Annotated in this window: 26 protein-coding genes; 17 read left to right on the forward strand and 9 right to left on the reverse strand. The window is 69.9% G+C overall.

Annotated elements, in window-relative coordinates; all coding sequences use genetic code 11:
- The first annotated feature begins 76 nt into the window (after positions 1-76).
- The 3 genes from ASD59_RS07540 to ASD59_RS07550 are packed head-to-tail and all read left to right on the forward strand — an operon-like array spanning position 77 to position 2,516.
- Complete coding sequence (locus tag ASD59_RS07540) at positions 77-1,375, forward strand: lipoprotein-releasing ABC transporter permease subunit (RefSeq protein WP_055830419.1); 1,299 nt, start codon at positions 77-79, stop codon at positions 1,373-1,375.
- Positions 1,368-2,069 (forward strand): ABC transporter ATP-binding protein, encoded by a 702-nt coding sequence (locus ASD59_RS07545; RefSeq protein ID WP_055830421.1) that lies wholly within the window; start codon positions 1,368-1,370, stop codon positions 2,067-2,069. Before ASD59_RS07540 ends, ASD59_RS07545 begins: the two co-directional genes overlap by 8 nt.
- A 36-nt stretch (positions 2,070-2,105) precedes the next feature.
- Positions 2,106-2,516 (forward strand): hypothetical protein, encoded by a 411-nt coding sequence (locus tag ASD59_RS07550; RefSeq protein ID WP_055830424.1) that lies wholly within the window; start codon positions 2,106-2,108, stop codon positions 2,514-2,516.
- Positions 2,517-2,676: 160 nt separating this feature from the next.
- Here ASD59_RS07550 and ASD59_RS14570 read toward each other — a convergent pair whose 3' ends face one another.
- Positions 2,677-2,796 (reverse strand): hypothetical protein, encoded by a 120-nt coding sequence (locus ASD59_RS14570; RefSeq protein WP_235561751.1) that lies wholly within the window; start codon positions 2,794-2,796, stop codon positions 2,677-2,679.
- 503 nt (positions 2,797-3,299) lie between these two features.
- On the opposite strand from ASD59_RS14570, the gene dnaE reads away from it, so the two are divergent.
- Both dnaE and ASD59_RS07560 read left to right on the forward strand, forming a co-directional pair.
- Positions 3,300-6,755 (forward strand): DNA polymerase III subunit alpha, encoded by a 3,456-nt coding sequence (dnaE, locus tag ASD59_RS07555; RefSeq protein ID WP_055830426.1) that lies wholly within the window; start codon positions 3,300-3,302, stop codon positions 6,753-6,755.
- Positions 6,755-7,111, forward strand: coding sequence for a GFA family protein (locus ASD59_RS07560; protein WP_055830428.1), 357 nt, complete (start codon positions 6,755-6,757; stop codon positions 7,109-7,111). Before dnaE ends, ASD59_RS07560 begins: the two co-directional genes overlap by 1 nt.
- Here ASD59_RS07560 and ASD59_RS07565 read toward each other — a convergent pair.
- The 4 genes from ASD59_RS07565 to ASD59_RS07580 form a co-directional block, all read right to left on the reverse strand.
- A complete protein-coding gene (locus tag ASD59_RS07565; RefSeq protein ID WP_055830430.1) occupies positions 7,108-8,280 on the reverse strand; it encodes a S41 family peptidase in 1,173 nt (390 codons plus the stop codon). The genes ASD59_RS07560 and ASD59_RS07565 overlap by 4 nt on opposite strands.
- Positions 8,281-8,370: 90 nt before the next feature.
- Positions 8,371-9,168 (reverse strand): TrmH family RNA methyltransferase, encoded by a 798-nt coding sequence (locus tag ASD59_RS07570; protein ID WP_055830700.1) that lies wholly within the window; start codon positions 9,166-9,168, stop codon positions 8,371-8,373.
- On the reverse strand, positions 9,165-10,055 hold the full coding sequence (locus ASD59_RS07575) for a class I SAM-dependent methyltransferase (RefSeq protein WP_055830432.1): 891 nt from the start codon (positions 10,053-10,055) through the stop codon (positions 9,165-9,167). The genes ASD59_RS07570 and ASD59_RS07575 overlap by 4 nt, the downstream gene beginning before the upstream one ends.
- A complete protein-coding gene (locus ASD59_RS07580; protein ID WP_082560107.1) occupies positions 10,027-11,439 on the reverse strand; it encodes a glycosyltransferase family 2 protein in 1,413 nt (470 codons plus the stop codon). Before ASD59_RS07580 ends, ASD59_RS07575 begins: the two co-directional genes overlap by 29 nt.
- Before the next feature lie 188 nt (positions 11,440-11,627).
- Here ASD59_RS07580 and ASD59_RS07585 point away from each other — a divergent pair, with 188 nt between their 5' ends.
- The 4 genes from ASD59_RS07585 to ASD59_RS07600 are packed head-to-tail and all read left to right on the forward strand — an operon-like array spanning position 11,628 to position 14,783.
- Entirely contained in the window at positions 11,628-12,248 is a 621-nt protein-coding gene (locus ASD59_RS07585) for a TetR/AcrR family transcriptional regulator (RefSeq protein WP_327019543.1), read from the forward strand.
- On the forward strand, positions 12,245-13,039 hold the full coding sequence (locus tag ASD59_RS07590; protein ID WP_055830436.1) for an ABC transporter substrate-binding protein: 795 nt from the start codon (positions 12,245-12,247) through the stop codon (positions 13,037-13,039). The genes ASD59_RS07585 and ASD59_RS07590 overlap by 4 nt, the downstream gene beginning before the upstream one ends.
- Complete coding sequence (locus ASD59_RS07595) at positions 13,036-14,022, forward strand: FecCD family ABC transporter permease (protein WP_055830438.1); 987 nt, start codon at positions 13,036-13,038, stop codon at positions 14,020-14,022. Before ASD59_RS07590 ends, ASD59_RS07595 begins: the two co-directional genes overlap by 4 nt.
- A complete protein-coding gene (locus tag ASD59_RS07600) occupies positions 14,019-14,783 on the forward strand; it encodes an ABC transporter ATP-binding protein (protein WP_055830702.1) in 765 nt (254 codons plus the stop codon). The genes ASD59_RS07595 and ASD59_RS07600 overlap by 4 nt, the downstream gene beginning before the upstream one ends.
- On the opposite strand, the gene ASD59_RS07605 is transcribed toward ASD59_RS07600, so the two are convergent.
- A complete protein-coding gene (locus tag ASD59_RS07605; RefSeq protein ID WP_235561752.1) occupies positions 14,768-16,855 on the reverse strand; it encodes a lytic transglycosylase domain-containing protein in 2,088 nt (695 codons plus the stop codon). The genes ASD59_RS07600 and ASD59_RS07605 overlap by 16 nt on opposite strands.
- 109 nt (positions 16,856-16,964) lie before the next feature.
- Here ASD59_RS07605 and dapA point away from each other — a divergent pair, with 109 nt between their 5' ends.
- Positions 16,965-17,849: a 4-hydroxy-tetrahydrodipicolinate synthase gene (gene dapA / locus ASD59_RS07610; RefSeq protein WP_055830443.1), complete on the forward strand. Its 885-nt coding sequence runs from the start codon at positions 16,965-16,967 to the stop codon at positions 17,847-17,849.
- A 20-nt stretch (positions 17,850-17,869) separates the two neighbouring features.
- On the forward strand, positions 17,870-18,319 hold the full coding sequence (smpB, locus tag ASD59_RS07615) for an SsrA-binding protein SmpB (protein WP_200947906.1): 450 nt from the start codon (positions 17,870-17,872) through the stop codon (positions 18,317-18,319).
- A 4-nt stretch (positions 18,320-18,323) separates the two neighbouring features.
- Here smpB and ASD59_RS14215 read toward each other — a convergent pair whose 3' ends face one another.
- The 3 genes from ASD59_RS14215 to ASD59_RS07625 all read right to left on the reverse strand — a co-directional run bounded on the left by ASD59_RS14215 (position 18,324) and on the right by ASD59_RS07625 (position 19,886).
- Positions 18,324-18,539, reverse strand: coding sequence for a hypothetical protein (locus ASD59_RS14215; RefSeq protein ID WP_156376970.1), 216 nt, complete (start codon positions 18,537-18,539; stop codon positions 18,324-18,326).
- Positions 18,540-18,669: 130 nt separating this feature from the next.
- A complete protein-coding gene (locus ASD59_RS07620) occupies positions 18,670-19,308 on the reverse strand; it encodes a uracil-DNA glycosylase (RefSeq protein WP_055830447.1) in 639 nt (212 codons plus the stop codon).
- Positions 19,305-19,886 carry a LabA-like NYN domain-containing protein gene (locus ASD59_RS07625; RefSeq protein WP_055830449.1) on the reverse strand — a complete coding sequence of 194 codons (582 nt, stop codon included), beginning with the start codon at positions 19,884-19,886 and terminating at the stop codon, positions 19,305-19,307. The genes ASD59_RS07620 and ASD59_RS07625 overlap by 4 nt, the downstream gene beginning before the upstream one ends.
- Here ASD59_RS07625 and folK point away from each other — a divergent pair.
- From folK to acpS, 6 genes are all read left to right on the forward strand, one after another.
- Positions 19,885-20,442, forward strand: a complete 558-nt coding sequence (gene folK / locus ASD59_RS07630) for a 2-amino-4-hydroxy-6-hydroxymethyldihydropteridine diphosphokinase (RefSeq protein ID WP_082560109.1) — start codon at positions 19,885-19,887, stop codon at positions 20,440-20,442. The genes ASD59_RS07625 and folK overlap by 2 nt on opposite strands.
- Before the next feature lie 85 nt (positions 20,443-20,527).
- Positions 20,528-20,887, forward strand: coding sequence for a DNA-directed RNA polymerase subunit omega (rpoZ, locus tag ASD59_RS07635; RefSeq protein ID WP_055830450.1), 360 nt, complete (start codon positions 20,528-20,530; stop codon positions 20,885-20,887).
- A gap of 101 nt (positions 20,888-20,988) precedes the next feature.
- The gene (locus ASD59_RS07640) at positions 20,989-23,175 is read left to right on the forward strand and encodes a RelA/SpoT family protein (protein ID WP_055830453.1); all 2,187 of its coding nucleotides are present in this window, start codon (positions 20,989-20,991) and stop codon (positions 23,173-23,175) included.
- Positions 23,176-23,214: 39 nt separating this feature from the next.
- On the forward strand, positions 23,215-23,805 hold the full coding sequence (pyrE, locus tag ASD59_RS07645; RefSeq protein ID WP_055830455.1) for an orotate phosphoribosyltransferase: 591 nt from the start codon (positions 23,215-23,217) through the stop codon (positions 23,803-23,805).
- 4 nt (positions 23,806-23,809) lie between these two features.
- Entirely contained in the window at positions 23,810-24,547 is a 738-nt protein-coding gene (locus tag ASD59_RS07650; protein WP_055830456.1) for a pyridoxine 5'-phosphate synthase, read from the forward strand.
- Complete coding sequence (gene acpS, locus ASD59_RS07655) at positions 24,544-24,945, forward strand: holo-ACP synthase (protein ID WP_055830459.1); 402 nt, start codon at positions 24,544-24,546, stop codon at positions 24,943-24,945. The genes ASD59_RS07650 and acpS overlap by 4 nt, the downstream gene beginning before the upstream one ends.
- The last annotated feature ends 329 nt before the right edge of the window (positions 24,946-25,274 follow it).

The raw sequence follows: 25,274 nt of genomic DNA on the forward strand, positions 1-25,274 counted from the left end.
GGCCGCCCTCAGGGTCCCCCATCCGTCAGGCTCCGCCTGCCACCTTCCCCCGAAATGGGGGAAGGAGAACCGCATCATGACCGACGTTGTTGTTCCCAAAACCAGGCCGGCCGGGCCGTTCTCGGCCTGGGAGATCGAACTGGCGCTGCGCTATCTGCGCGCCCGGCGGAAAGAGGGCGGCATCGCCCTGATCGCCATCATCTCCTATGTCGCCATCTCGCTCGCGGTCATGGCCCTGATCGTGGTGATGAGCATCATGGCCGGCTTCCGGCACGAACTGCTCAGCCGCATGCTGTCCTTCAACGGCCACATGTACGTCCAGGGCCAGGTGCTGAGCGATCCGAACCGCGACGCCGTGGTCCGGCGCATCGGCCAGGTTCCGGGAGTCGTCAGCGTCACGCCCGTGATCGAGAACCAGAGCCTTGTCCGCGCCGCCGGCCAGACGACCGGCGCCGTCGTGCGCGGCATCCGCCCGCAGGATCTGGGCTCCATGTCCTACGTCTATGACAGCCTCTCGGCCGAGGCGAAGCGCACCTTCGGCCAGGGGGCCTACGGCGGCGACAACATCATCATCGGCAAGGCCCTGGCCGAAGGCATGGGCCTGCGGGTCGGCGATCCCATCACCCTGTATTCCCCGACCGGAGCCGACAGCGCCTTCGGCAATCTGGGCGGGCTCGAGAAGACCTATCGCGTCGGCGGAGTCTTCACCTCCGGCACGGCGGACTTCGACCGCGCCTTCCTGTTCATGCCGCTGGAACAGGCCCAGCTCTTCTTCGGCAAGGAGGGCGTCTGGGACGTCATCGAGATGAAGATCGACCAGCCCGACCGCGTGGCCGACCTCTATCCCGCCGTCCGCGCGGCCGCGGGGCCCGGCGGCGTGGTCAGCGACTGGCGCGACCGGCTGGCGGCCTTCTGGGGCGCGCTGAAGGTCGAGCGGGTGGCCATGAGCATAATCCTCGGCCTCGTCGTCGCCATCGCCGCCCTGAACATCATCTCCGGCATCGTCATGCTGGTGAAGAACAAGACCCGCGACGTGGCCATCCTGCGCACCGTCGGCGCCAGCCAGATGTCGATGCTGCGCGTCTTCTTCGTCGCCGGCGCGGCGATCGGGGTGGCCGGCACGGCCACCGGCCTGTTCCTCGGCCTCGTCTTCTGTCTGAACATCGGCCCCATCCAGCATTTCCTCGAGGCGCTGCTGGGCGTCCAGCTGTTCAACGCCGACGTCTACATGCTCGACTCCATCCCCGCCCTGGTCGACCCCGGCGACGTCTTCTGGGTCGCCGTCTGGTCCCTGTTCATGAGCTGTATCGCCAGCCTGCTGCCGTCGTGGCGGGCCGCGAAAATGGATCCGGTCGAGGCGCTTCGGTATGAGTAACCCCGTCCTCTCCGTCCGCGGCCTGACGCGCACCTATGACACCGCCACCGGCGGCCTGACGGTGCTTCGGGGCGTCAATCTCGATGTGATGCCGGGCGAGGTCGTCGGCCTGATCGGCCCGTCCGGCTCGGGCAAGTCCTCCCTGCTGCACGCCGCCGGCCTGCTGGAGCGCCCCACCTCGGGCGAGATCCGCATCGACGGCGAGGACGTCGGCATGCTGGACGAGCGCGCCCGCACCCACCTCCGCCTGGCCCGCATCGGCTTCGTCTACCAGTTCCACCATCTGCTGGCCGAGTTCGACGCCCGCGACAACGTCGCCCTGCCGCTGCGCATCGCCGGCGTCAGACAGGCCGAGGCCCGCGCCCGCGCCTCCGAAGTCCTGACCGCCCTCGGCCTCGGCGAACGGCTGACCCACCAGCCGGCCCAGATGTCGGGCGGGGAGCAGCAGCGCGTCGCCGTCGCCCGCGCCCTGGCCAACCGTCCGCGGCTGCTGCTGGCCGACGAGCCGACCGGCAACCTCGACCCCGCCACCAGCCAGACGGTGTTCGAGGCCCTGCACGACCTCGTCAAGAAGACCGGCGTCGCCGCCCTGATCGCCACCCACAACATGGAGCTGGCCGGTCACATGGACCGCGTCTTCGCCCTCAAGGACGGCCATCTGGAAGAACGCCCGGCCGAGAGCCACGCCTACTGAGGCTGTGCTAAGGGTTCTGCTTACGCGGAGCCTTTCATGACCGACGCCATCCAGGCCCATCTGACCACGGCGCGCGAGGCCATGGCCGAAGGCCGCACTCTGGACGCCCGCAACTCATACGCCCGCGCCGCCGCCCTCAGCCGCGAGAGCGGCGCCCCCCTGCTGCAGGCCCACGCCCTGCGCCACCTGTCCGACATCGACCGCGAGGCCGACCATCTGGAACAGGCCCTGGCCCACGCCGAACAGGCCGCGGCCCTGTACCGGTCGAACGGGCAGGGGACCTCGATCGACATGGCCAACGCCCTGCGGCTGACGGCCCTGGCGCTGGACGCCCTGCGCCGCCCGGGCCCGGCCGAAGCCGCCTGGACCGCCGCCCGCGACCTCTACGCCGACGCCGGCGTCGCCGCGGGCGTGGCCGAGTGCGAGCGCAGGCTGGAGGCCGAATAAATCCCTTCTCCCCTCGGGGGAGAAGGTGTCAGGCGCAGCCTGACGGATGAGGGGGCGGTCAGATCAAGCGAGCGGTCAGACGGGGTGGGGGAGCCATCCCCCTCATCCGCCTCGCTCCGCGAGCCACCTTCTCCCCCGGAGGGGAGAAGGACGCTTGCCGCTATTTCTTCCCCGGAGGCGTCGTGAACGGCGAGCTGCTGCTGACCGCCACGGACGGCTTGGGCTTCTCGGCCTTGGGTTTGCGGACTTCCTTGTTGCTCTTCACTTGACCCTTGGCCATGGCCGCTCTCCCGCGACGCCTGCCGCCGGAGGGCGGACGGTGAGTGGCGCGCAGGCCATCCTACAGGCCGCGACGAGTCGGTTCACCTCAAATGCCCTTGACGGGAACGCAACAAGAACATAGAACAGAACCGGAACACGCAATCCGGGGACAAAGATCATGGCGCGTTGGGTGAGGGATACATTGTCGCTGGCGTCGTGCGGCGGCTTCGTCTGGGTGATGTGGCAGGCGGCGTTGCTGACCTCGGCGGCCTGAGGGGAGTCCGGGGCGTCCGGACGGACGGGTGCCGCGATTTCAAGGTGTTGAGCGCCGCGAATGGACGAGCTGGACGAGCTGGACGATATTTTTCCGCTCCACCGGTCGCGGGGCGCCGGCGCCGCCGGCTATCCACAGGCGGTCGTCGGGCGGGACGGGCAGGGCGCCGCTTTCCGGTGTCCGGGTCGCTCGCGATGTGAGACTCGGTCCAGAACAGGGACGCCGATCGGCGAGGGAACGGGACCGGTTTGACCGACACGCTGAACAGCCAGGGCTTCATCCATCTCCGCGTCCGCTCGGCCTATTCGCTGCTGGAAGGCGCGATCAAGGCGGGCAAGGTCCCGACCCTGGCCGCCGACGCGGGCATGCCGGCGGTGGGCGTGGCCGACCGGGCCAATCTGTTCGGCGCGCTGGAGTTCAGCGAGGCGGCGAAGGGGGCCGGCGTCCAGCCGCTGGTGGCCTGCGCCATCCCCGTCACCGGCATCGGCGGCAAGATCAACGAGCGCTGGGCCAGGGTCCCGACCGTGGTCCTGCTGGTCCAGAACGAGGCGGGCTGGCTGAACCTGTGCGCCCTGTCGTCCTCGGCCTTCCTCGACGCCGGTTCGATGGACGAGCCCAGCGTGCCCTGGACCATGGTGGCGGAGCGGTCCGAGGGGCTGATCCTGCTGTCGGGCGGCCCCGACGGCCCCGTCGACCCCCTGTTCGTCCAGTCCCGCCCGGCCGAGGCCGCCGCCGCCCTGACCGAAATGGCGCGGGTCTTCGGCGACCGCTTCTATGTCGAGCTGCAACGCCACGGCCTCGCCAGCGAGGGCCAGGCCGAGCGCGGCCTCGTCGAATGGGCTTACGCCCATGACGCGCCGCTGGTCGCCACCAACGACGTCCACTATGCGAAGGCGGCCCAGGCGCGGTCCCACGACGCCCTGCTGTGCATCGCCGACGGGGCCTTCACCGGCCAGGAAGACCGCCGCCGCATCACCGGCGAGCACTGGTTCAAGCCCGCGGCGGCGATGCGGACGCTGTTCGCCGACCTGCCGGAGGCCTGCGACAACACCATCGAGATCGCCCGTCGCTGCGCCTTCCTCGCCCCCACGCGCGCGCCCATCCTGCCCCGTTTCGACGCCGGCGCGGGCCGGTCCGAGCCCGACGAGCTGATGCATCAGGCCCGCGAGGGACTGAAGGCGCGGCTGCTGGCGGTGACGCCCGCGGCCCCCGAGGAAGAGTACTGGACTCGCCTCGAATGGGAGGTCGGCATCATCCAGCAGATGGGCTTCCCCGGCTATTTCCTGATCGTGTCGGACTTCATCAAATGGGCCAAGAACCACGGCATCCCCGTGGGTCCGGGCCGGGGTTCGGGCGCCGGTTCGCTGGTCGCCTGGGCCCTGACCATCACCGACCTGGATCCCCTGCGCTTCGGCCTGCTGTTCGAGCGGTTCCTGAACCCCGAACGCGTCTCCATGCCCGACTTCGACATCGACTTCTGCCAAGAGCGGCGCGAAGAGGTGATCGACTACGTCCAGGCCCGCTACGGCAAGGACCGGGTGGCCCAGATCATCACCTTCGGCACGCTGCAGGCCCGGGCCGTGCTGCGCGACGTCGGCCGGGTGCTGCAGATGCCGCTGGGCCAGGTCGACCGTCTGGCCAAGATGGTGCCGGCCAACCCCGCCAACCCCGTGACCCTCGCCCAGGCCATCGAGATCGAGCCGCGCCTGCGCGAGGCGCGCGACAACGACAGGGCCGTGGCGACCCTGCTGGAGACGGCGCTGGAGCTTGAGGGGCTGTACCGCAACGCCTCGACCCATGCCGCCGGCATCGTCATCGGCGACCGCCCCCTGATCGAACTGGCGCCGCTGTACCAGGATCCGCGCTCGACCATCCCGGCCAGCCAGTTCAACATGAAATGGGTCGAGGCCGCCGGTCTGGTGAAGTTCGACTTCCTCGGCCTCAAGACCCTGACCGTGCTGGACCGCGCGCGCCAGTATCTGGAACGGCGCGGCGCCGCGCCCGACTGGAACGGCCTGCCGCTGGACGATCCCAAGACCTATGAGCTGATGGCCTCGGGCCAGACCGTCGGGGTGTTCCAGCTGGAATCCCAGGGCATGCGCGACACCCTGCGCAAGATGCGCTGCGGTTCGATCGAGGAGATCACCGCCCTGATCTCCCTCTACCGGCCCGGGCCGATGGAGATGATCGACACCTATATCGACCGGAAATTCGGCCGGCAGCAGGTGGACTATCTGCACCCCTCCCTGACCGAGGTTCTGACCGAGACCTACGGCGTCATCATCTACCAGGAGCAGGTGATGAAGATCGCCCAGGTCCTGGCCGGCTACAGCCTTGGCGAAGCCGACCTTCTTCGCCGCGCCATGGGCAAGAAGAAGAAGGAGGAGATGGACTTCCAGCGCGCCCGCTTCATCGCCGGCGCATCGGAGAAGGGCGTTTCCGAGGAACAGTCCGGCGGCATCTTCGACTTGGTGGCCAAGTTCGCCGGCTATGGCTTCAACAAGTCGCACGCCGCGGCCTACGCCCTGATCAGCTTCCAGACCGGCTGGCTGAAGGCGACGCACCCGGTCGAATTCATGGCCGCGTCCATGTCGCTCGATCTCAGCAATACCGACAAACTCGCTGTCTTCTATCAGGATTGCCGCCGCTTCGACGTGCCGGTCAATTCCCCCGACGTGAACCGCTCCTCGGCCGATTTCGACGTCGCGTACGACAATGGCGTGGGGGCCGTGCTGTACGCCTTGGGCGCGATCCGCAACGTCGGCCTCGAGGCCATGAAGCATCTGGTCGAGGTGCGCGAGACCGGCGGGCGGTTCACCGACATCTTCGACTTCCTCGAACGCGTCGACCCGCGCAGCGTCAACAAACGGGCGCTGGAGAACCTGGCCCGCGCCGGCGCCTTCGACAGCTTCCACTCCAACCGCCGCCAGCTGTTCGAACAGGCCGACACCCTGATGGCCTATTGCCAGAGCGTGGCCGCCGAGCGCGCCTCGTCCCAGGTCTCCCTGTTCGGCGGCGACCAGGCCGGCGCCGCCCGCCCGCGCCTGAAGCCGGTCGAGCCCTGGGTCGGGCCCGAGAAGCTGGATCAAGAGCTGGCCGCCGTCGGCTTCTACCTGTCCGGCCACCCGCTGGAGGACATGGCGCCGGCGCTGAAGCGCAAGCGCGTCACCTTCGTCGCCGAGGCCACGGCCCTGGCCGAAAGCGGCCACGAAGCCTTCCTGATGGCCGGCGTCGTGCGCCGCCGTCAGGAGCGGGCCAGCGCCAAGTCGGGCGAGAAATTCGCCTTCGTCACCTTCTCCGATCCGACGGGCGAGTTCGAATGCCTGTTCCCGCCCGAACAGCTGCGCAAATGCCGCGAGGTGCTGGAAGTCGGGGCCTCGATCATGGTCAAGGTCCGCGCCAAGTCGGCCGACGGCGAGGTGCGCTTCTTCGGCGACGACGCCTCGCGGCTCGACACGCTGCTGGACGACGGCGCCATGGGGCTGCGCATCCACGTCTCGGCGAAAACGGCCGACGCCGAAGCCTTGCGGACACGGCTCGAGAAGGCGAAATCCCCGGGCAAGGGCGGCGAGGTGTCCCTGGTCGCCTCGCTGGACGGCCGCCGCGAGGTCGAACTGAAACTGCCCGGCCGCTACCGGCTGGACGGGGCCCTGCGCGGGGCGTTGAAATCGGCGCCGGGGGTGGTGCTGCTGGAGGATGCGTGATGACTGAGGTCAAGACCCATGAGGGGTCCTGCCACTGCGGCGCGGTGGCCTATGAGGTCGATATGAGCGTCGACGGGCTGATCGAGTGCAACTGCTCGCACTGCTACCGCAAGGGCTTCGTCCTCGCCTTCGTCTCGCCGGACGCCTTCCGCGAAACCAGGGCCGGCCCGCAGACGGAATACCGCTTCAACAGCCACAAGATCGGCCACCGGTTCTGCGAAACCTGCGGCGTCCAGACCTTCGCGCGCGGCGAAGGCCCCGGCGGCCTCCCCATGGTGGCGATCAACGTCCGCACCCTGACTGACATCGAACCCTTCAGCTGGACGGCGCAGCGGGTCGACGGGCGCAGCTTCTAGGGACGCGGAACGAAGGCCTCCCGCGGCGTTCCGTCGATGGCGTAGAGCCGCTCGGTCGGCAGCTTGATCACCAGCCCCGAATTCGCCAGCCGATGGTCGTACACGGCGCCCAGGAGGCCCGCCATCGGACCGCCCGAAACCTCGGCGCCCAGGGCGTCCATGCCGATCGCCAGCCCCTCGCCCATGCTTCCGGTCCAGCGGCCGACACGGACCGAAACCGGCCCCCGGTGGCGTTTGCCCGGGCGCGGCAGGACCTGTTCGATCCATTGGCGGGGAATGCCCGTCTCCCGCTCTTCGGCCGGCAGGTTGTGGATCTGATAGGCGGTCGGCCCATCGACGAACCAGCCCATGATCGCGCGGGCGACCACGGTGTTTCCCCCGCTGGCCGTGTCGGTCAGGTCCAGCACGACCCGCTGTCCCGCGCGGGCGTTGGCCATGGCGGCGTCAAAGGCGGCGATCGTCCCGCTGTCGCCGAGCGAGTCGTTAAAGCGGATGACCCGGTCGTCGCCGCTTTCGCGCACGGTGACGGGGGGCTGATCGGCCCGACGGACCGCGTAGAGGTTGGGCAGGCTCAGCCGGCGTTCGACGCCGTCGCGGCCGCGGATGGTCAGATCGCGCGGCCGGTCGCGCCGGCCCGCGGCGAGCACCCGCGCGGCGTAGCCGGCCCGCTCGCCCTCCGCCGGAAGTCCCGGTTCCGACCAGAAGGCGGCGACCGCCTGACCGGTCGGAAGGTCTCCAACCGCCGTCAGCGCATCGCCCTGACGCACGCCGGCGAGCGCCGCGGACGAGCCCTCGCGGACGGCGGTGATGCGCCACGCCTCGCCCTCGGGCTCGATCCACAGATCGGCATAGCTGGGTACGAGGCCCCAGCTGTCGGCGAAGGATCCGCCGGTGATGGCATGGTGGTCGGCGAGGGCGGCCACCGCGTGTTCGGCGTAGCGGAGCAGGGCGCTCCGGTCCGCCACCGCCTCGGCCTCGGCGCGGAGAACCGGGCTCGTCGGCATGACCCCGCCCGGAAAGCGGTCGAGATAGGCGTACCGGCTGTTGATCAGCGGCTCGACGGACAGGGCGTCCTGTCGCCAGGCCGCGGCGTCGGGTTCCGCCTGCGCCGAAGCATGACCGGGGAGGGCGCAGACGAAGGCGAGCAGCAGGGACAGGACGGTTCGCATCAACGGGTCTCGGCGACAGGGTGGTCGAGGCTCGCGCGGCCTGGGGCCGGCTGCAAGTGAATCCCGCGTCATGCCGCGAAGGTCATTGCCTCAGGCCGCGTCGGTTACGGCATAGACCATGATCCCCGTCGCCACGGCCAGGTTCAGACTGTCGGCGCGGCCGCGCATGGGGATCTTGACGTTGACGTCGCAGGCGACGGCGAGGGCGTCGGTCAGCCCGGCCTGCTCGTTGCCCATCAGGATCAGGGCGGGGTGCTGGATCGAGGCGTCGCGATAGCCATGGGTCGCATCCAGCCGGGTGCCGATGACGCTGCCGGGCCAGGACTGGCGCCAGGCGAGAAACTCGGCCGGGCTGGCGCGGACGATGGCCACGGCGAAGACCGAGCCCATGGTCGCCCGCACGGCCTCGACGGACCAGGGGTCGACGCAGTCGCCGATCAGGATCACCCCGCCGCAACCGGCGGAATCCGCGGTGCGGATGATGGTGCCCAGATTTCCGGGGTCGCGCACCTGCTCCAACGCCACCCACGCCGGAGCCGATTTCGGCTGGATGGCGGACAAGGGCGTGTAGAATTGATCGAACACCCCCAGCACGGTCTGGGGATTGTCGCGGCGGCTGATCTTTTCGAGGATGGCGTGGGTGACGATCACGACCTCGCCGCCCGCCCCGCGCGTGGCCTCGCGGGCGCGGTCGAGGATCGGATGCGGCCGGGCGTCCTCGCCGACCAGCAGCAGGCGCGGCGCGCGGTTCTGGTCCAGCGCCTCGCCGATGAATTTCAGCCCCTCGGCCAGAAAGCGGCCGGTCGCCTCGCGCTCCTTGCGCATGTGCAGGGCGCGCACGGCCTTGACCGTGTCATTGGTCAGGGAGGTGATCAGGCGATCGGTCACGCCGACCACCGCGCGAAGAAGCTGAGGCCGATGGCCCGGCCGTCCGCTCCGTCCTCGGCCAGGGCCAGTTCGCCCCAGTCGATGACCCCGCCCCGGTCCGCCGTCGCCTCGGCCATCAGGTGCGAAAGCGACAGGCCCGAGATGCGCGCCGCATAGGCGTTCAGCAGCAGGAAGGAGGCCTCGTCCGACAGCAGGGCGGCGCAGTCCTTCAGCAGTCCCGGCAGGTCTTCGAACAGCCGCCAGACCTCGCCCGTCGGCCCCCGTCCGTACTTCGGCGGATCGAGGATGATGCCGTCGTATTTCACCCCGCGCCGAACCTCGCGGGCCGCGTATTTGCGCGCGTCCTCGACGATCCAGCGGATCGGCCGGTCGGTCATGCCCGACAGTTCGGCGTTCTCGCGCGCCCAGGCCACCGACTTTTTCGAGGCGTCGACATGGGTGACCTCGGCTCCCGCGGCGGCGCAGGCCAGGCTGGCCACCCCGGTGTATCCGAACAGATTGAGGATGCGGGGCTTGCGCAGTCGCCGGATGCGACCGTCCAGCCACTCCCAGTTCGCGGCCTGCTCGGGAAAGAAAGCCAGATGGCGGAACGGCGTGAACCGGCTGGTGAAGCGCACATCGCGCCAGGCCAGGGGGAAGGTGTCCAGGGAGGCGCCGGCGAAACGCCAGCGCCCGCTCTCGTCCTCGTCGGTCGGATCGAAGACGGCGTCGGCGGCGTCGAAGGCGGAAGGATCGCGGGGCGACCAGAAGCACTGGGGTTCGGGGCGCACGACGGTGAACCGGCCATAGCGTTCCAGCTTTCGGCCGCCGCCGCTGTCCAGCAGGGCGTAGTCGGCCCAGGCGCGGGTGACCAGGGTCTCAGGCGACGGGTTCAGGCGCGGGGGCATGGAGGGCTGATAGGCGGAGAGACGCCGTCCCGTCCAGCGCATCCTGCGTTTCGCCGGCCGCTTCCTCGGCAGAGGCCGGCGCGTCGCGACGGTGACGTGTCTTGTCCCAGGCGAAGGGATCGCGCACCAGACGCCACGCCGCATGCGCGAAGGCGAGGCTGAGCAGGGCCCAGTAGGCCGGGGCCGCGATCATGTCGCGGGGGCCATAGGGCACGCCCGCGCGACGGGCTCCGATGGCGCAGGACAGCCAGGCCGAAGCTGCTCCCAGCACCAGCACGCTCACCGCCAGGGCGGGCGTCTCGGGAGGCAGGCCCGCCATCAGGGAAACGAGTACCGTCGCGGCCACCCACGCAAGCGAAAGTCCGTGCAGGGCCGCCGAGACCAGGCCCGCGCCCACGGTCAGGACGAGGGCGGCCCCGCCCCGCCAGCCCAGCCGCCAGGGCTGGCGCGTATGCACGCCCCAGGTCTGCATATAGCCCTTCAGCCATCGGGTTCTCTGCGGCAGCCAGTTGTCGAGGCCGCCGGGCGGCGTCTCCCAGGTCGGGCGCGAGATGACGCCCAGCCCCCAGCCCCGGCTCCACAGCCGGAAGCCGAGATCGGCGTCCTCGGTCACATTCCATGCGTCCCAGCCCTCGACCGCGCTGAGCACATCGGTGCGGAAATGATTGCTGGTCCCGCCGAGAGGAAACGGCAGGCCGAGGCGCGCGATGCCGGGCAGGGTGGTCTCGAACAGGCTGGCGTATTCGGCGGCGAACTGGCGATCGAGGAAGGGCGAGCCGTCCGCCGGTCCCCGGCGGCGGATGCGCAGCGGAGCCTGCAGGCAGGCCAGCCGGCCGGTCGTGTCCGCCGCGAACCGGCTGGCGGCCTCGCGAAGCTGAAGCGGGTCCGGCTCGTCTTCGGCGTCATAGACCGTCAGCAGATCGCCCGTGGCCCGGGCGAGGGCGCAGTTCAGCGCGCGGGGCTTGGTCTGCGGCTTGCCAGGCGGGATCACCAACACGTCCAGCCAGTCGGGCCGTGGTGTCGCCAGGGCGGCGGCGATGGTTTCGTGATCGTGGGCTTCAAGCACCAGCAGGCCCTGTAGCCGGTCGGCGGGGTAGTCGATGCGCGAGAGGCGGCCGATCAGCTGCGGAACGACCTCGGCCTCGTCATGCAGCGCCGCCAGCACGGTGTAACGGGGCCAGACCGGCGGCTCGGGCGCGGGAGAGGCGCGGACCGCGCTGAACAGGATCAGGCCGGTGCGCCAGACCGCCACGGCCAGGAACCCCCATGCTCCGGCGACAACAATCCCATGCCCGAACACGTCCGGGCGGAGCCAGGCCAACGATCCCGCCGGGAGGATCAGCACCGCCATGACGGCGAGCTGCCCGGGCGTCAGGCCGCGCATGGCCGCGCTCTGCCCGAGGGGCGGCCCATATCGCCCGGCGCCGCGCCGGCGATCCTCAAGATTGCTTATCCCAGCCCTCTCCACAACGCATGGTTATCCCAGTGATTCGCGCACGGCAAGCGGTTGGCGGATGCCCGGGAATGCCGCTATTCAAGGGACCGCCGCTCGGAGTGCGCGTTTTGACCGCCGTGACCCTCAATCCCCGCTCGCAGAGAAAGCCGAAAGGCGAGGGCCATGCGCGCCGCGCGGAAATACTCGCGGCCGCCGAACGGATCTTCGTAGAGCACGGTTACGAGGGCGCGACGATCCGCAAGATCGCGGACGAGGTCGGCCTGTCGTCGACGGCGCTCTACATGCATTTTTCCGAGAAGAGCGAGATCCTCCACGAGATCTGCAGCCAGGCGTTCGCGGCCCTGCTTGAAACCAACGAGGCGTTGATCAATCAGCCGGTCGGGCCCGAGGCGCGTCTGCGGTTGATGCTGCGGGCCTATGTGGATTTCGGGTTCGGGAATCCCAACGCCTATCGCCTGGCCTATATGACCCGCCCCATTGAGCTGCGCGAGGGCGCCCAGTCCGCCGCGCGGGAACTGGGGCACGAGCTGTTCCGGTCGTTCGAGAAGACGGTCGAGGATGTCGAGGCGGCGGGCCTGCTGCGCGGCGACGCGCGCACGGCGGCCCAGGCCCTGTGGGCCGGCGGTCATGGGGTGGTCTCCCTGATGATCACCAAGCCGTATTTTGACTGGGTCGACCGCGAAACCCTGGTCACCACCCTGATCGACGGGTTGCTGGCGGGACTGCTGAAGCCATGACGCGCCGCGCCGTGGTTCTGGCCGCCGCGATCCTGATCGCGCCGGTCGTGGCGGAGGCGCGTCCATTGCGGGTCATGTCGCTGGATCAGTGCGCGGATCAGTATGTTCTCGCTCTCGCGCCCGGGGCCGAGATGGCCCTGTCGCCCCGCGCGGACGATCCGGATGCATGGATGCGCGCCGCCGCGGCAGAACATCCGCGCGTCCGGCCCACCCTGGAGGCGGCCATCGCCTTCCAGCCCGATGTGGTGGTCCGCTACTGGGGCGGCGAACCGCGTCTCCTGGCGCGGCTCGCGGCGGACGGCGTTCGTGTTCTGACCATCGAGGATGCGACGGATTTCGAGGGCGTACGCGCCGATGTCCGGACGGTGGCGCGGGGTCTGGACGCCGTGGCGCGGGGCGAGGCCGTGATCGCGGGCATGGACCGCACGCTCGCCGCCGCTCCAGTGCGGGGCGCGGTTCGGCCCCGGGCCCTCTATCTGACGGCGGGCGGGTTCACAGCCGGGCCGGGGACGTTGATCGACGCCATCCTGACGGCCGCGGGCTTCGTCAATGCGACGGAGGCCGCCTCGTTCGCGCCCGTCAGCATCGAGCGGATCGTCCTGTTTCCCCCTGCGCGGTTCGTTCTCGGCTTCTTCGACCAGGCCCGCATGGACTGGCGCGGCGCGGGCCGCCATCCCGTTCTGCGCCGGATCGCGCGGGGGCGGGTGGCCGCGCGCCTGCCGGCGGCGACCCTGACCTGTCCCGGCTGGTTCGCGGCCGACGCCGCGGCCATGCTGAAGGCCGGAGCATGAGGCCGTCGCGTCTGATCACCGGACTGGTCCTGTTGATCCTGGCGGGGGTGGTCGCCGGCGTGCTGCTGGGTGAAAGCGTCTTCGACGGTCGACAGTGGGCCCAGGCCTTCGCCGATCCGGCGTCCGCGCCGGGGGAAGTCCTGTGGCAGGTCCGGGCGCCGCGGGTTGTCACGGCTCTGATGGTCGGCGCGGCCCTGGGGCTGGCGGGCGCCGTCATGCAGGGCCTGCTCAGAAACCCGCTGGCCGATCCCGGCGTGCTGGGGGTGTCGGCGATGGCGGCGCTTGGGGCGGCCGGCGCGATCGTGCTGGGGGCGGCGGCGATTCCGGGCGCGGTCGAGGTGTCGGCCCTGACCGGCGCCGGACTGGCGGGTGGGCTGCTGGTCCTGTTTTCGGCGCGGGTCCGGTCTCCTGAAGCCCTGATCCTGTTCGGTGTGGCCCTGTCCAGCTTCGCCGGCGCCGCCACGGCCCTGATCTTCAACCTGTCGCCGTCGCCCATCGCCACCGCGGAGGTGATGAGCTGGCTGCTCGGCTCGGTGCAGAACCGCAGCTGGGTCGACGTGGCCTGGGTCACGCCGGCGGTGCTGGTTTCGGCGGTCCTCGCGGGCCTGGCCGCGCCGGGACTGCGGATGCTGAGCCTGGGCGAGGAGACGGCGCGGACGTCGGGCCTGCCCATGGCGCGTTTGCGGCTGCTCGCGCTTCTGGCCGCGGCGCTCGCGACCGGGGCGGCCGTCGCCGTGGCGGGCGTGATCGGCTTCGTCGGACTGGCGGCGCCGCATCTGGTGCGCAGCGTGGTGCGCGGTGATCCGGGACGGCTGCTGGCGCCCTCGGCCCTCGCGGGCGGGTTGATGCTCGTGGTCGCCGACCTTCTCGCGCGGATGACCCCGACCGATCAGGAGCTGAAGCTGGGCGTGTTCACCGCCCTCGTCGGCGCGCCCCTGTTCGCCATGATCGCATGGCGGGCGGCGCGGGAGTGGCGGCTGTGACGGCGCTGGCTCTGATCGGAGCGACGGCGTCGCTGGGTGGCCGTGTCGTGGTGGACGCCGTTGATATGACCGTCGGAGCCGGGGAACTGGTCGCCGTGGTCGGACCGAACGGCGCCGGCAAGTCGAGCGCCATTCGGGCGCTGGCCGGACTGTTGCCCCTGACGGGCGGCCGCGCCCTGCTTGACGGCGAGGATGTGGCCGCCCTGTCGCCCGGGCTCCGGGCGCAACGGGTCGCCTATCTGCCGCAGGAGCGCCGCATCGCCTGGAACCTGCCGGCAGTCGAGGTCGCCGCCCTGGGCGCTCCCTTCCTGCAGGCGACGGACGCCCGGGCGCGCGCGCGGTCTGCCCTGGAGGAGGTCGAGGCCGGAGATCTGGCCGAGCGCGGCGTGGCCGACATGTCGGGCGGCGAGCGCGCCCGGGTGCTGCTGGCGCGGGCCCTGGCGACCGGCGCGCGGGGCCTGCTCGTCGATGAACCGACCGCCGGACTGGACCCCGACGCCCAGCTGATGGTGCTGGAGCGGCTTCAGGCGCGCGCCCGGGGCGGGCAGGCGGTCCTGGTCAGCCTGCACGACCTGACCTTGGCGGCGCGGTTCGCCGACCGGATCGTGGTGCTGGATCAGGCAGGGGTCGTCGCCGACGCCGGCCCGATGGAGGCCTTGTCAGCCGAGGTCATGGCGCGTGTGTTCGGCCTGTCGGCCCGATGGATGACCGGACCGGACGGCCCGTTGCTGGCGGCCGGCCGGCGTCAGTCGGCCGGATAGGGCGTCGCGGTCGCATCCGTCTCGGGCGCATAGGCGGTGTAAGGAGCGGGCCCCGCGGGCGCGCCGCGTCTCAGGTCTTCCGACAGCCTCAACGGGGCCGAGCCGCCGTTCAGCCTTGCGCGATAAACCTGCATGTTTTCCATGACTCGCATCATGTAGTTGCGGGTCTCGGTGAAGGGCGCGCACTCGATGAAGTCCACGGGGTCGACGCTGCCCGCCCGCGGGTCGCCGCACCGGGCGATCCATTGCGGCGGCCGCGCCGGCCCGGCGTTGTAGCCGACCGTCGTCAGCAGCATCGACCCGCCGAAATCCCGGGTCAGGTCGCCGAGGTGATAGCTGCCCAGCGTCATGTTGAAGTCCGGATCCCACAGCCGGTCCTGCGAGAACGGCAGACCCAGCTGCCGGGCCACGGCCGCGCCCGTCGACGGCAGAAACTGCATCATGCCGCGCGCATCGGCGCTGGAGCGGGCGCGGGGGTCGAAGCTCGATTCCTGACGCGTGATGGCGAGAGTGAACTCCAGCGGCGCCGCCCCGGCGACCGGGGGCGCGAGGCGAACCGGATACTGGCGCTCCGGCATCAGGAAGCCGCGCTGGCTGGCGGCGCGGCCGACCATCATGGCGGTGAAGCCTTCGCCGTAGTTGCGCGACAGATCCATCAGCAGGGCCAGGTCGGATGCGCCCGGCAGGTCGTCGTCCAGTTGATAGGCGAAGACCCGGAACAGGCTGGTTTCGCCCGTCTCGCCGAGGATGCGCACGGCGCGCACGACCTCATTGGCCTCGAAGGCCGCGATCTCGGCCCGGGACGGGACAGGGTCCGAAGGCAGGGTCAGGGTCGTCATCCCGGCCTTCTCGGCGGCCAGCTGGCCGTAGAAGGTCTGGATGTGCCGGGAACCGGCCTGGTAATACTGGACGGCGGCGGGCGTGGCCCCCTGCGCCTCGGCGGCGCGGCCCAGCCAGTAGAGGGCGCGGCCCTGGGTGATCGGGGTCGAGGACGACTGGCGCAGGGTTTCGAAATGGGTCGTGGCGCGGGCCGGATCGTTCAGCTTCACCAGCGCCACCCAGCCGGCGAAGAATTCGGCGTCCACCTTGCGGTCTCCCGAGGGGAAGCCGTGACCGGCCATCGCGTCATAGGCCGCCTGCCAGTTGCGCTGCTGCAGGGCGTCGAGGAAATAGTTGCGGCGCTCGCTCCACAGGGTGTTCTGGCCCTCGGAGTGCGACGGCGCGGCGGGAAGGGCGCGCAGAAGCGCGAAGCCTTCCGACTGGCGGCTCTGCGACCGCAGGATGCGGACCCGCTCAAGCACCACGGCCGGATCCATCGCCTGAGACGGGCTGAGGCCGGCGACCACGGCGTCGGGGCTGTAGGCGGTGCGCAACGCCATGGCGGCTTCGGCGACGGCCTGGCGCTCTGGCGACACGCGCGACACCATGGCGCGCGTCGCCGGGCCGTGCGGACCCAGCAGCAGCATGTTCAGCCGCGCCTCGTGGTCGGCCTGGGTCAGCCAGCCGCCCCAGCGGTTCAGGATGCGGGTCTGGGCGGCGTCATCGAAGGATCGGGTGCGCCACCAGTCGGTGATCAGGGCGCGCGCCTCGTCCCGGCGTCCGCGCTGTTCCAGGGCGTCCGTCAGGGCTATGGCCCCCTGGACGGTCAGGGGCGGGGCGGACGAGAACAGGGCCGTGGCGGCGTCCGGCCCGGCATAGGAAAGGTCAAGCGCGCGTTCGGCGGCGATACGCCGGCTCTCCGCGCGCGGCCAGCCATCGAAGCTGGTCTGGGCCACGGCCAGATCACTGTACGGCAGCTGCTCGGCCGAGGTGTCCAGCAGAGCCCATTCGACCAGTTTGCGCGCCGTCGGGTCGCCGATCTGGGCGGCGGCGTTGCGGGCGCCCATGACGTCGCGGTTCCGGGCGGCGGCCAGGCCCTGGCGGAAGAGCGCCGTATCCTGGTCGTTCAGCAGACGCGGCTGGTTGCTGACGGGACCTGACGCGCCGGCGCTGTAGGGCGTCTCCTGCGGCAGCAGGCTTTCCGGCGCGGGGGCGAGAAGGGCGAGGGCGGCCGCGAGGCTGGCAGCGATCATTGCGTGTCCGAACTCCATGCGTCGCGGTTGCGGTCGGGCGACCGGCAACCTACCCTCCTGCGCTTGTCGCGGCGAACGTCGCCATTTCCACGCAGGACCATCTCTCTCAATGACCGCCCCCTTGTTCAAGGGCGTGATCACCGCCCTGATCACACCACTTCGTGACGGAAAGGTGGACGAAGCCGCCTTCACAGGGCTGCTGGAACGCCAGATATCAGCCGGGGTTCACGGCGTCGTACCCATGGGCACGACCGGCGAGAGCGCCTCGCTGCACCTCGACGAGCACAAGCGCGTGGTCGAACTGTGCGTGCAGGTCGCGGCGGGCCGTATCCGCGTCATCGCCGGGGCCGGGTCCTCGGCGACGGACAAGGCCATCGAACTGGCACGCCACGCCAAGACCGTCGGCGCCGACGGAGCCCTGATCGTCACCCCCTATTACAACCGCCCCTCGCAGGAGGGATTGGCGCGGCATTTCGAGGCCGTCGCCGAGGCGGTCCAGCTGCCGGTACTGCTGTACAACGTGCCCGGACGGACGGGCGTCGACCTGGCCAACGACACCGTCGCCCGGCTGGCGGCGCATCCGAACATCGTCGGCATCAAGGACGCCACCGGCGACCTGGCCCGGGTCAGCTGGATGCGCGCCAATATCGCCCGCCAGTTCGACCTGATCTCCGGCGACGACCCCAGCTACCTCGGCTATCACGCCCAGGGCGGCGTCGGAGTGATCTCGGTGACGTCCAATGTCGCGCCCGAGGCCATGGTCGCCCTCCATGAGGCGGCGGCGGCCGGCGACTACGCCACGGCCCGCGACTGGCAGGACCGGCTGATCGGCCTGCACAAGGCCCTGTTCCTCGACAATTCGCCGTCGCCGACGAAATACGCCCTGTCGCGGCTCCAGCTGTGCGGCGAGGAAGTGCGGCTCCCGCTGGCCCCGACTTCAAACGCGGTGAAGCCGGCCATCGACCGCGCCATGGCGGATGCGGGTCTGGGCTGATGGCCTCCACTGCGCCGAAAATGAAGATCATCGCCGAGAACCGGCGAGCGAAATTCGACTATTTCCTTGAGGACTACATCGAGGCCGGCATCATGCTGCTCGGCACGGAGATCAAGGCCCTGCGCGACGGCCGGGCCAATATCGCCGAGAGCTATGCGGCCGTGGAGGGACGCGAGATCGTGCTCGTGAACGCCGACATCCCGCCCTACAAACAGGCCAACCGCTTCAACCACGAGCCGCGGCGGCACCGGAAGCTGCTGCTGCACCGCAAGCAGATCGACAAGCTGATCGGCGCGGTCCAGCGCGACGGCCAGACCATCATTCCGGTCAAGCTGTACCTGAACGAGGCGGGCAAGGCGAAGATCGAGATCGCCCTGGCCAAGGGCAAGAAGCTGCATGACAAGCGCGAGGCCACGGCCCAGCGCGACTGGCAGCGCGACAAGGCCCGGCTGATGAAGGAACGGGGCTGACGGCTCAGGCCTGCGGCGTCGCCACGTCCATCACCGGCTGGGCGTCCAGCACGCCCGGCGTCGAGGCCGTCATATAGGCGTCGATCCCGCCCGGTCCGACCGAGGGCTGGCTGTACTGCTGGATCATCAGCCCCATCGCCGCCAGCAGGGCCGCCATCAGCAGGGCCCACATCGCCGTCTTCCGTTCCTGGGGCGTGAAGACCCCGTTCGACCTACGCATCACAGCCTCCAAAGCTGTTCGATCAACGCAAGCTGGGCGGTACTGTTCCTGGGAGCCAAGGCTACACCCGGAGGCCGGTGATTCGCGTGGCGCGGGAGCCACACTCGCCGCGTCGGCGAGGGGCGTCCGGTCAGGTTTCGATGATCTCGCGGGCGCGGCGGAACACGGCCTCGAACATGGCGGGGGTCAACCGGCCGGTGTTCGTGTTTAGGCGCGAGCAGTGATAGCTGTTCAGGATCACATAGCCGCCCAGGGCCGCCTCTACGCCATGGCCTGGCGGCGCGGCCGTCCCCCTGAGGCCGAGCGCCTTGAGCACATTGCGCCGCGAGACGTCGCCCAGGGTGACGATGACCTTGAGCCGGGGCAGGGCGGCGAGGCGGGCGGTCAGGAAGGGGCGACAGGTCGATTCCTCGGCGGGCAGGGGCTTGTTGCCGGGCGGGGCGCAGCGCACCGCGTTGGTGATCATGCAGTCGACCAGCCGAACGGTGTCGTCCGGCCGCGCCTCGTAGACGCCGGTGGCGAAGCCGGTCCGGATCAGGGTTTCATAGAGAATCCAGCCGGCGCCGTCGCCGGTGAAGGGCCGGCCCGTGCGGTTGGCGCCGGTCCGGCCGGGAGCGAGTCCGGCGACCAGCAGACGCGCGTCGGGATCGCCGAACGAGGGGGCGGGACCGTTGAACCAGTCGGGGTTCTGGCCCTGGTTCTCGCGCCGGTACTCGACCAGGCGCGGGCACAGCGGACAGTCGCGGGGCGGCTCCGGGTTCAGGCTCATTCGCGGTGATCCGTCTCGAACACCCGGCTGGTCGGCTGCGGCGCCGCGGCGCGCGGCCGGCCGATGTCCGGCAGCAGGTCGTTCAGCTCCACGAAGGCGTCGGCCTGGCGGCGCAGTTCGTCGGCGATCTGGGGCGGCTGGCTCTTCGTCGTCGAGACCACGGTGACCCGCACGCCCTTCGCCTGCACGGCCTGGACCAGCCGGCGGAAATCCCCGTCGCCGGAAAACAGGATCGCGTGGTCGATGTGCGGGGCGAACTCCAGCATGTCGACGGCGATCTCTATGTCCATGTTGCCCTTGGTGCGGGTGTGGCCCTGGGCGTCGGTGAAGCGTTTGACCGGCTTGGTCACCACGGTGAAGCCGTTGTAGTCCAGCCAGTCGACCAGCGGCTTGATCGGCGAGAACTCTTCGCCCTCGATCACCGCCGTGTAATAGTAGGCGCGAACCAGAACGGCCTGGTTGCGATACATCTCGACCAGCTTCTTGAAGTCGAGATCGGCGTTCAGCGCCTTGGCCGCGGAATACAGATTGGCCCCGTCGATGAACAGGGCGATGCGATCGGTCGGATAAGGCGTCATGGAAAAGGACTCCGGCGAAATGGACGTCCCCGCCTCCGTCGAAATAGACGACGCGGTCGATCTGGACCTGGCTGTCATCGTCGCGCTGGGCTGCAATGACAAGGGGGCGTGGGCCGACTGTCGCGAGGCGCTCGAGGCCGCCCTGGCCCGCTTCCGGTCGGAAGGGATCGATGTGCTGGCGCGGTCGTCGTGGTGGCGCTCGGCCGCCTGGCCGGACCCCGCCGATCCGCCGTTCCTCAACGGCGTGGTCATCGTTCGCACCGAACACGAGCCTCACGACCTGATGGCCGCGCTGGGCCGGATCGAGGAGGCGTTCGGACGCCAGCGCGGCGCGGCCAACGCGCCGAGGACGCTGGATCTGGACCTGATCGCCTATGGGCGGCTGGCGGACCAACTGGGCGCGCTGATCGTTCCGCATCCCCGCGCGGCGGAGCGCCGGTTCGTCATGGGACCTCTGGCCGAGATCGCTCCGAACTGGCGGCACCCGGCCGGAGGGACGGCCAGGACCCTCGCCGCAGCGGCGATGGTGGGAAGGGACGCCGCGCCCCAGCGCTGACGCCTCATTCTCGCCCATGCGGCGTTGCACAATTGGGCCTGACCCTATAGTTTGTGCGGTTCTCCCCCCGCGCCCGAGGATATTCATGGCTCGCGTCACTGTCGAAGACTGCATCGAGAAGGTGCCGAACCGGTTCGGCCTGGTTCTGCTCGCGGGCAACCGCGCCCGCGCCATCGCCAACGGCGCGCCGCTGACGATCGATCGCGACAACGACAAGAACCCGGTCGTGGCCCTGCGCGAACTGGCTGACGACATGGTCAAGCCGGACGAACTGCGCGAGACCGTCATCGTTGCGCTGCAACGTGTCGACGAGCGCACCGAAGCCGAGGACGAGGCCGAGATCGTGGGCCTGCTGGCTGAACCCCAGCACATGAACATGGCCGAGGCCGAGCTGATCCGTGCGCTGCAAAGCGACCGCGACGGCGGCCAGGAGGAGCGGTACTGACGGCGGAACCCGCCAACGGTATCACCATACTGCCGGCGCGGCAGCCCGCGCCGACGCCCGAACCCGCCAATCTGAACGACCCGGGTGGTCCGCGTCCTCACGTGGATCCGGACGACCATCCGCGTTCCACGGTCCTGCGTCAGTTCGAACTGGTCGAGGCCGTGCGCGCCTACGATCCGACGGCGGACGAGGCGCTGCTGAACCGCGCCTATGTCTATGCGATGAAGATGCACGGCTCGCAGCTGCGGGCCTCGGGCGATCCCTATTTCGCCCATCCCATCCAGGTCGCCGGCATCCTGACCGACTACCGGCTCGACACCGCCACCATCGTCACGGCCCTGCTGCACGACGTGGTCGAGGACACCTCGGCGACCCGCGACGACATCGCCGGCATGTTCGGCGAGGAGGTCGCTTCTCTGGTCGAGGGGGTGACCAAGCTGTCACGGCTGGAGCTTCAGGCCGAGCACACGCGCCAGGCCGAGAACCTGCGCAAATTCATCCTCGCCATCTCCAAGGATGTCCGCGTCCTGCTGGTCAAGCTGGCGGACCGTCTGCACAACATGCGGACGCTGAAGCACGTCAAGCCCGAGAAGCGCGAGCGCATCAGCCGCGAAACGCTTGAAGTCTACGCCCCGCTTGGCCGCTCGATCGGCATCCACTCGATCGCCTCCGAGCTGGAAGAGCTGGCCTTCGAACATCTGAATCCGACCGCCCGGACCGCCATCGAACGCCGGCTGGAAGCGCTGAAGCTGGAGCACGGCCGCGCCATCGACGGCGTGTCGCGCGAGGTCGAACGCGTGCTGTCCGAAGCGGGGGTGAAGGCCACGGTCTTCGGCCGGCAGAAGACGCCCTATTCGATCTGGCGCAAGCTGCAGCGCAAGTCGGTCGGCTTTTCGTCCCTGTCGGACATCTACGGCTTCCGCGTCCTCGTCGAGGCCGAGGACGACTGCTACCGCGCGCTGGGCGTCATCCACCGCGCCTGGCCCGTGGTGCCGGAACGGTTCAAGGATTTCATCTCGACCCCGAAGTCCAACAATTACCGCTCCTTGCACACGACAGTTGTCGGTCCGTCTGGCCTGCGCATCGAGATGCAGATCCGCACCGAGGCCATGGACCGCGTCGCCGAGGACGGGGTGGCGGCGCACTGGGCCTACAAGAACAAGTCCTATGGCTTCGACAAGGAGGCCATGGAGAAGGACGGCGGGCGCGATCCGCTGCAGAACCTGCGCCACCTCGTCCAGGTCATCGAGCACGGCGAGGGCGGCGAGGACTGGGTCGAGCACGCCAAGCTGGAGATGTACCTCGACCAGGTCTTCGTCTTCACGCCCAAGGGGTCGCTGATCACCCTGCCGCGCGGCGGCATGCCCCTGGACTTCGCCTACGCGGTCCACACCGAGGTCGGCGACACGGCCGTCGGCGCCAAGATCAACGGCGAACTCAAGCCGATGCGCACCCAGCTCCAGAACGGCGACGTGATCGAGATCGTTCGCGGCTCGAAGCGGGAAATCCCGGTCGACTGGCGCTCCCTGACGGTCACGGGCCGGGCGCGCTCCGCCATCCGTCGCCACATCCGCACCTCCGAGCGGGGCGAGTTCCAGAAGCTGGGACGGGCCACGCTGGACCAGACACTGTCCCGCGCCGGCAAGACTCTCGCCGAGGTGTCGCTGAAGGCGATGCTGGAAACCCTGTCGTTCGCCTCGGAAGAAGACCTGTTCGAGGCCATCGGCCGCGGCCGACTGTCGGCGGCCAAGGTCGGCGAAACCCTGTTCCCGGCGCTCAAGGGCCGGCTCAAGGCCGGTCCCGACCGCAAACGCATCGGCGACGAGCAGGCGCGCCTGTTCGTCCGCGGCGGCGGCCTGACCCCCGGCGTCAGCGTCCATTTCGGCCATTGCTGCTCCCCCGTGCCCGGCGACCGCATCGTCGGCATCCTCGAGCCCGAGGCCGGCCTGACCGTCCACACCATCGACTGCCAGCGTCTGGCCGACTTCTCCGACGACGATTCCGTCTGGCAGGATCTGCAATGGACGCCCCAGGCGGAGCAGGGGGCCGTCGCCTCCGCCCGCATCCGCGCCACCATCAAGAACGCGCCGGGCGTCCTCGGCCAGGTCGCCACCATCATCGGCGAGGCCGGCGGCAACATCCTCAACCTGGTCATGAGCCACCGGCAGCAGGACTTCTTCGACGTCGACATCGACATGGAGGTCGAGGACGCGAAGCACGCCACCGCCATCATGGCCGCCCTGCGCACCAATCCGTCGGTCGACACGGTCGAACGGGCGCGGGGCTAGGGCCTTGCGGCGACGGTGGCGCTCGTTATGACAGCCGCCATGACCTCAGATGACGTTCTCGACGAATTCCGCGGCGCCGGCGCCCTGCGCGAAGGCCATTTCGTGCTGTCCTCGGGGCTGCACAGCCCGGTGTTCCTGCAGAAGAACCTGGTGTTCATGGACGCGGCGCGGTGCGCGCGGCTGTGCAAGGCGCTGGCGGAGAAGATCACGGCGGCCGTCGGGCCCGTCGACGTGGCCATCTCGCCCGCCGTCGGCGGCATTATTCCCGGCTATGAGACCGCGCGCTGGCTCGGCGTGCCCTCGATGTACGTTGAGCGCGAGGGCGGCGTTTTCAAACTGCGCCGCGGCTTCCACGTCGAGCCGGGCCAGAAGGTCGTCATGGTCGAGGACATCGTCACCACGGGCCTGAGCTCGCGCGAATGCATCGCGGCCATCCAGGCGGCGGGCGGAGAGGTGGTGGCGGCGGCCTGTATCGTCGACCGGTCGGGCGGACGGGCCGACGTCGGCGTGCCCTTGGTGGCCCTGGCGACGCTGGACGTGCCCGCATACCCCGCCGACGACCTGCCGCCGGAACTGGCGGCCCTGCCGGTCGAGGACCCCGGCAGCCGCCGGCTGGCGAGCCGGGGCTAGGCGGATGACCGGACGCGTTCGCCTCGGCGTCAACATCGACCATGTGGCCACCGTGCGGAACGCCCGCGGCGGAGTCCATCCCGATCCGGTGCGGGCGGCGCGCGAGGCCCTGGCCGCCGGCGCCGACGGCATCACCGCCCACCTGCGAGAGGATCGACGCCACATCACCGACACCGACATCGCGGCCCTCAGCGACCTGTGCGCCGAGGCCGGACGGCCGCTGAACCTCGAGATGGCCGTCACCGATGAGATGCTGGCCATCGCCCTGCGGCACAGGCCCCACGCCGCCTGCCTCGTGCCAGAGCGGCGCGAGGAGGTGACGACCGAGGGCGGCCTGGCCGTCGCCGGCCACGAAGCCCGCATCCAGCCGGTCGTGAAGGCCCTGGCCGACGCCGGCATCCGGGTGTCGCTGTTCATCGAGCCCAGCCTCGAACACGTCGCGGCCTCCCACGCCGTGGGCGCCCGGGTGGTGGAGCTGCATACCGGCCGCTACTGCCATCTGTCCGGCGACGACCGGGCGGTGGAGTTTGAACGGCTTCAGGCCGCGGCGACGCGGGCGTTCGATCTGGGCCTGGAGGTCCACGCCGGCCATGGTCTGGACTACGTCACCGCCGCCCATATGCTGGCCATTTCCGAGGTCCGCGAGCTGAACATCGGCCATTTCCTTATCGGCGAGGCGGTGTTCGTGGGTCTCACGCCCGCCATCCACCGCATGCGCGCGGCCATGGACGCCGTCGCGTGATCATCGGCGTCGGCGCTGACCTGTGCGACATCCGCCGCATCCAGTCATCGCTCGACCGTTTCGGCGACCGGTTCAAACAGCGCTGTTTCACGGAGCTGGAGCAGGCCCGGTCGGATCGCAAGCCCGACGCCGCGTGGAGCTACGCCAAGCGGTTCGCGGCCAAGGAGGCCTGCGCCAAGGCCCTGGGCACGGGCATGCGGGTCGATGTATACTGGCGCGACATGGGGGTGGTGAACCAGCGTTCGGGACAGCCGACCCTGGCCCTTACCGGACACGCCCTGGAGCACCTGCAAAGGTTGACACCGCCCGGTCACGAACCGCGGATACATCTGACGCTCAGCGACGAGCATCCGTACGCGCTCGCCTTCGTGGTGATCGAAGCCTTGCCGATGTCTTGATCACGTTATACCGATTTCGCCGCAAAGACCGCGGAACAGCGGCTGGGGACCGAACCGAGATGAGCGACGAGCACAAGCCGCACGACGACCACGGCCATGCGGGTCACGACGACCATGCCCCGGCCGCGCCCGACGCGCACGGGCATGACGCCGTGGCCGCGCATCCCGTGGCGGACGACCAGGCGGCCGAGGAGCATCCGGCGGCGGATCACGGCCCCGACGACCATGGCCACGACGAGTCGGCCGCCCACCCCGTCCATGACGCCCACGGTCACGATGACCCGGCGCACGGCCACGACGACCCTTCTGCCGCGCACGCTGACGAACAC

It is taken from the genome of Brevundimonas sp. Root608 (genome assembly GCF_001427825.1).
GTDB lineage: Bacteria > Pseudomonadota > Alphaproteobacteria > Caulobacterales > Caulobacteraceae > Brevundimonas.